General features: G+C 41.3%; 7 protein-coding genes and 1 pseudogene. 5 read left to right on the top strand and 3 right to left on the bottom strand.

Annotation, left to right across the window (positions count from 1 at the left end):
• The 4 genes and pseudogenes from AC2FA3_RS00685 to AC2FA3_RS00670 form a co-directional block, all read left to right on the top strand.
• On the top strand, positions 1-1347 hold a 1347-nt coding region (locus AC2FA3_RS00685; protein WP_490507857.1), incomplete at its 5' end, for a YadA family autotransporter adhesin.
• 91 nt (positions 1348-1438) lie between these two features.
• Positions 1439-1897 carry an outer membrane protein assembly factor BamE gene (locus AC2FA3_RS00680; RefSeq protein WP_201608795.1) on the top strand — a complete coding sequence of 153 codons (459 nt, stop codon included), beginning with the start codon at positions 1439-1441 and terminating at the stop codon, positions 1895-1897.
• Positions 1898-2153: 256 nt separating this feature from the next.
• Positions 2154-2408: pseudogene (locus AC2FA3_RS00675) on the top strand (PACE efflux transporter); the annotation flags it as partial.
• 160 nt (positions 2409-2568) lie between these two features.
• Positions 2569-2856 carry a DUF4031 domain-containing protein gene (locus AC2FA3_RS00670; RefSeq protein ID WP_490507856.1) on the top strand — a complete coding sequence of 96 codons (288 nt, stop codon included), beginning with the start codon at positions 2569-2571 and terminating at the stop codon, positions 2854-2856.
• Positions 2857-3037: 181 nt separating this feature from the next.
• On the opposite strand, the gene AC2FA3_RS00665 is transcribed toward AC2FA3_RS00670, so the two are convergent.
• Positions 3038-3937 (bottom strand): LysR family transcriptional regulator, encoded by a 900-nt coding sequence (locus tag AC2FA3_RS00665; RefSeq protein ID WP_490507855.1) that lies wholly within the window; start codon positions 3935-3937, stop codon positions 3038-3040.
• A 190-nt stretch (positions 3938-4127) separates the two neighbouring features.
• Between AC2FA3_RS00665 and AC2FA3_RS00660 the strand changes: the two genes are divergently transcribed.
• Positions 4128-5252: an S-(hydroxymethyl)glutathione dehydrogenase/class III alcohol dehydrogenase gene (locus AC2FA3_RS00660; RefSeq protein WP_490507854.1), complete on the top strand. Its 1125-nt coding sequence runs from the start codon at positions 4128-4130 to the stop codon at positions 5250-5252.
• Positions 5253-5330: 78 nt separating this feature from the next.
• Here the strand turns inward: AC2FA3_RS00660 and AC2FA3_RS00655 are convergent, their stop codons facing one another.
• Positions 5331-5579 (bottom strand): DUF2164 domain-containing protein, encoded by a 249-nt coding sequence (locus tag AC2FA3_RS00655; protein ID WP_490507853.1) that lies wholly within the window; start codon positions 5577-5579, stop codon positions 5331-5333.
• Positions 5580-5705: 126 nt separating this feature from the next.
• Positions 5706-6365, bottom strand: a complete 660-nt coding sequence (locus tag AC2FA3_RS00650; protein ID WP_490507852.1) for a DsbA family oxidoreductase — start codon at positions 6363-6365, stop codon at positions 5706-5708.
• Between the last annotated feature and the right edge of the window lie 43 nt (positions 6366-6408).

Here is a 6408-nt window from a genome sequence, read left to right as displayed (position 1 = left end):
AACAAGAAGATCAGCGGTGTGTTAGCGGGAGACAGCGCAACGGATGCCGTGAACTATGAACAACTTAGTGCCACCAATGCCAATGTTATTAATTTAACCAATGGTACAGCTGGTATCGTCCGTCAAGCTGCGCGCACAGGAGCTATTACTGTTGGCGGCACTACTGGTGGCACAAGCGTAAGCTTTGCAAACTCAGCAGGCGCTAACCGTGTGCTATCAGGGGTTGGTGCTGGTGTTGCTGATAACGATGCTGTGAACTTCAGTCAATTAAAAGCAGTCACTGATAAAATAGATAATAGCAATATAGAACTTAACAATGCTGCTGTTCAATATGACAAAAATCCAGACAGCACTATTAACAAAGAAAGCATTACCCTAGGTGGTGGCACTGCAGGTACAACTATTACCAATGTAAAAAGTGGTGCTATAAATGCAACCAGCACCGATGCCATCAATGGCAGCCAGCTACATAACTTGGGTAGTGGTGTGGCTAGCATTATAGGTAGTGACGCAACATATGATGCTAATGGAAACCTAACGGCGAATAATATCGGCGGTACTGGCAAAGGTAATATTAGTGATGCTATTGCTGCTGTGAACCAAGGTAATGCTCAGGCGACTGAAAGTATTAAAGCCAATACTGACAGTATTAAAACTAATGCTAACAACATTAAAGCCAATAATGACAGTATCAAGGCAAATACCGATGACATCAAAGCAAACACTAATAGACTTAATTCTGGCCTAAGCTTCGGTGCTGATAGTGGTAACGATATCAATAAATCAGTAGGAGATAGTATTGCTCTTAAGTTTGAAGGCGGCAATAATATCACCACCACGGCGACTGGCAACGGCATTAAGTTTGATTTAAACAGTAATATTAGTGTCGATAGTGTGACGACTGGTAATACAAAAATTGATACCAGTGGCGTTACTATCAAAGATGGTCCGAGTATGACTGTCGATGGCATATATGCTGGTGACAAGACCATTACTGGAGTCGCTGATGGTATCGAAGTGAAAGATGCGGTTAACTTTGGGCAGTTAAATGCTTTAGATAAGCGTCTTGGTAACAGTATCAATGAACTAGGTTATAAGATTGGCGAGGTTGAAGATGGTGCTAATGCAGGCATCTCGGCCGCTATGGCAATGTCTTCACTTCCACAAGCTTATATACCTGGTAAGTCAATGGTAGGTGGTGGTATCGCTACCTATAATGGTCAAAGTGCTGTTGCAGTTGGTGTATCTAAAGTCTCTGATAATGGTCGCTGGGTAATTAAGGCAAATGGTACAGCAGATACACAGGGGAATGCGGGCGGAGCGATTGGCGCAGGCTTTCATTTCTAGAACTAGTATTGCTATATCTTTTTATGGCAGCGCTTATTTGTAATAGAGATGCGTTGCCATATTACCCATAAAAAATATTAAGGAATGAATAATGAAAAAACCTGTCGCTCATTATGGTTTATTAGTAACGACCGCATTGCTTTTCACAGTGTCTGGCTGTGCGCAAAAAAATATAATGCCAACTTGGCATTTGACACCTAGCGCACAAACAGGCTCTGTCAATCCTGATGACTTAGTATTCCCTGACCCTAATAAAGCTTGGCAGAAAGGTGGCACGATCGTTAATCATCAGGATGTGGCAAAAATTAGAGTAGGGACTACCAAAGATGAGATTTATAAATTAATAGGAACTCCTCATTTTAGTGAAGGCTTTAATGCGCGCGAATGGGATTATATTCTTAAGTTCTATGATGCTAACAATAAGGTAGAGACTTGCCAATATAAAATCATCTTTGATAAAGGCTATGAAGGCAGAATGCGAGATGATGCTTTTGGTGTATCAGAGGTTTATTGGAAACCTGCTTCTTGCGCTAAACACGAAAACTCATAATAGTAATCTCTAAAAATTTGCTTTAAAAGATGTAATCCATAAACTGGCTTGCATCTTTTTTCTATAAAGCAATTTTTTATCTGATCAATTATGAGTGCTAGGATGCATTACATCAAAAAATCAAACGATTTTAGGCGCAGTGGTAAGAGGATAAGCTATTAGCAAAGTCTATAAAAAGAGCTGATAAATAAAGTAGGAAGTTTCATGCGTAACAAAAAAGACCGAATTCGTCGCGACTTTTTGAAATTGCTTTTATAATATTTTGTTTGACCGAGCTATGCTCAGGCTACGCGGCGCGGTGCAAAAGACCATAGCAATACGCGTGCTTCGGGCAGTTTTATTTAAGGGCGCGCTATTGTTGCTATTTTTACCCGTGATTGCATGGTATTTGAATATCAGCCTGAGGGAAGCATTTAAGATGGATATCGCGATGTCGACCTTTTATCTGATTTATACCTTTGTTTACAACTGGATTTATGACAAGGTGTTTCCTATTCCTCAAAGCAGTTAGCTTAAAACAGCTCTTACATTCAATGCTAGCTTAGCAAGCTTCGTTTACCCAGGCTAAATTGATTGGTGAGTAGTAAATGCTTTAAAATAATAAGCTAAGATTATTAGCTCAAGCAAATAAATGTTAAGACGAAAAGTAGAATTACCAAGGAATCAGCTCTATGGCAATTTACGTCGATTTTATGCAGATAGAATTTAAAGGCTATAAATGGTGCCATATGCTGGCGGATACCTTGCAAGAATTGCATGATTTTGCCGCACTGATTAACGTAGATAAGCGCTTATTCCATCGAAACGCCAGTTATCCACATTATGATGTCACGGTACAAATGCGCTTAACTGCTATCGAAAACGGTGCTATCCCTGCCGATAGAAGAAAAATTATCGAATGTGCGAAGAAGTTAAAAGTAGAGTTGCATGAGAAAATAGGACGGTCTGAGCATTGCTAGTAAATGAAGCTTTTAAAGATATAAAATAGATAGTCTTAAGCATAAAAAGTCCTTTTAATATGAGTGTTTATTCAATGAGTGATGGTTGTGTCAAATGGTCTTATTTCTAATACTATAGACATTTCTTAAAAGTATTGGAAAATATTCATATTAAGTAAAATCCGACCATAACTCTTTATATTTACGCTAGGCGCTCTGCCAAATAATCTACCAATAATCTAATCTTCGGCGATAAATGGCGGTTGTGCGGATATACAGCCCAGATACTTTCTTCAGGCTCTCTATAGTTATTTAGTAAGCTGACCAGCTCACCTGATGCCAAATATTGCTGCACATAATAATCAGGCAGCTGGACGATACCTAGACCTTTTAACGCGGCATCGACTAGGCTGTGACCACTGTTATATTGCACGCTACCAGAGACCCGCAGGTTTTTTTCCTTATCAGCATGCTTTCTAGTTTCTATCTCTATTTTTTTAGCATCTATAAAATGCCAATAATCACGCGTGCCAAGCAAGCAGTTATGTTGTCTTAGATCGGCTAAAGAATATGGTATGCCATATTTTTCTAGATAAGCGGGCGCGGCGCAGACAAAATTGGTTCGATGACTAAGTTTTTTTGCCATCATCGTTGAGTCGCTTAATTTGCCAATACGAATCGCCAAGTCATAACCACCCTCAATCAAGTCAATTTTTTGATTGCTCAAAAAAGCTATCACTTCGATATCACAATACTGCACCATGAAGTCATTGACCAGTGGCAACAATTGCTGCTCGCCATAAGTGACAGGGGCGGTCAATTTAATTCTGCCTTGGGGCTTTGACTGTAAATTGCTCACGGCTTGCTCAGCGGCATCCAAGCCATCGAGCACACCTCGGCAATGCTGATAAAACACGCGGCCTTCTTCTGTCAGTGATACCTGACGTGTGGTGCGATACAGCAACTTAATGTTAAGTCGCTTCTCTAAGGCGCTTATCTGCCGACTGACTTGTGCGGTTGAGATGCCCAATTCTTTTGCGGCGCGCGTAAAGCTCTCGTATTCCGCCACATGAACGAACTCGCTAATACCATCCCAGCGCATGATTATTACCACTGTGTAAAAGATATTTGCAAATATAGCACATCGTTATCATTACAGAAATGACTATAATGGTCAGTATAAAGCTTAACAGACTGGTACAACTGTGGCTTGTGTCTACTAAATCAGCAAGATAAGATGAATAGGTCTGTGCTCAATAAGCGATAAAATTAATTAAAAAAGAGAGACTCTTATGTCAGATAAATTTATTAAATCAAAAGCCGCCATTGCTTGGGGTCCTAACCAGCCACTATCTATCGAAGAAGTAGATGTCATGCTGCCACGTAAAGGCGAAGTATTGGTAAAAATCGTAGCCAGTGGGGTTTGTCATACCGATGCCTTTACCCTATCTGGTGAAGATCCGGAAGGCGTATTCCCAGCGATTTTGGGTCATGAAGGTGGCGGTATCGTTGAACAAATCGGCGAAGGCGTGACCAGTGTCCAAGTAGGCGATCATGTTATCCCGTTATACACCGCAGAATGTGGTGAATGTAAAATGTGCCTATCAGGCAAAACCAACCTGTGCTCAGCGGTACGCGAGACCCAAGGTAAAGGCTTAATGCCAGATGGCACCACGCGTTTTTATAAAGACGGTGAGCCAATTTATCATTATATGGGCTGCTCAACTTTCTCTGAATATACCGTGTTGCCAGAAATTTCTTTGGCAAAAGTGAATAAAGAAGCGCCACTAGAAGAAGTTTGCTTGCTCGGTTGCGGTGTTACGACCGGTATGGGTGCGGTGATGAATACGGCCAAGGTAGAAGAGGGCGCGACGGTTGCCATCTTCGGTCTAGGCGGTATCGGACTATCAGCGATTATTGGCGCACAAATGGCCAAAGCCAGTCGTATCATTGCCATTGATATCAATGAGAGCAAATTTGAGTTAGCCAAAAAGCTTGGCGCAACCGACGTTATTAATCCTAAAGATTACGACCGTCCTATACAAGATATTATTGTTGAATTAACCGATGGCGGTGTTGATTATTCGTTTGAATGTATCGGTAACGTCGATGTCATGCGTTCAGCGCTTGAATGCTGCCATAAAGGTTGGGGCGAATCAGTTATTATCGGTGTTGCCGGTGCTGGAAAAGAAATCTCAACTCGTCCGTTCCAATTAGTGACTGGGCGCGTCTGGCGCGGTTCAGCATTTGGCGGTGTCAAAGGTCGCTCAGAGTTGCCAGGCTACGTTGAGCGTTATTTAGCGGGTGAGATTCCATTACAAGATTTTATTACTCACACCATGCCCTTAGAAGATATCAACGAAGCCTTTGACTTGATGCATAAAGGCGAGAGTATTCGCTCTGTGGTGCATTTCTAAAAGTATAGTTAGGTTTGTTTTAGCGTTATAAAACAAAAATGCCGCTCCTGTTACGGGGCGGCATTTTTTTATTTGTTTTTAATCTTTTTTAAAGCTGTGCATATCTTCTAGCACTGCCGTAAACCTATCGTATAGCCAAGGTTCAAGATCATCAATCACTTGACTGTATATATGTGGTCCTATGGTTTCGATGATAAAGTCTAATAAAAACTTGGCGGGCAGATTGCCAATGTCAACATCAAATTCCTCGCTCATATAATCTCTAAGCTTGTCCAAAACGATTTCTTCTGCTTCGTCTGATAAGGTGATCAATTTGTCTTTGCTCATATAAAACTATTCCTAATAGACATGACAATGACGATGTCCAATGTTTAAAAGTGTAAATAATGACTGAAATTTAAAGGGTATCTGCATGTTAAATAACCCTTAAACTGAGCTATGCTCTTTCATTATCTACTCTTGCATAGTGGCCAATTGTTCTAAAATATTGACGTAATTCTCCACGCCTTGCGCGCCACTGACCAAATGCCGCTCATTAAAAATTATTGCCGGTACACTTTGAATACCTTGCTGCTGCCAGTGCCGCTCTTCTGCGCGTACCTCTTTGGCAAAACGCTGCTCTTCTAATACCGCGAGCGCCTCGTAATGATCAAGTCCTACTTCCGCTGCGATATCGGCCAACACTGTATTATCAGAAATATTGCGACCATCGGTAAAGTGAGCACTGAATAACGCCTGCTTTAAATCATGCATCGGCTTTTGCTCTTGCTGACCAGCCCAGTACAACAGCTGATGCAGATTAAAAGTATTGTGCATACGCGTGTCATCGTTGAAATGAAACTCAAAGCCGACTTCAGAGCCTGCTGCCGTCATTCTAATGCGGCTCGCATCTGATTCTTCCTTGCTAGAGCCATATTTTTCCATAATATGCTCGCGTAAGTTTTGTCCTTCGCTTGGCATATTGCTGTTTAGCTCAAACGGATGCCAATGTATTTCATGTTTGGTATTGGTTTGCTTAAGCGCCTCAGCCAATTGACGGTAGCCAATAATACACCAAGGGCAAACCACGTCTGAGACGATATCTATGCGCAGTGGCTGTTTTAAGTTGTCCATATTTTACTGCCTGTTTTATTGGTGATACTTTATTTATTTATGA

It is taken from the genome of Janibacter sp. CoH_79_TC_3 (assembly GCF_058197955.1).
Note: the sequence above shows the minus strand (reverse complement) of the source record. Positions and strands in the feature narration are given on the sequence as shown.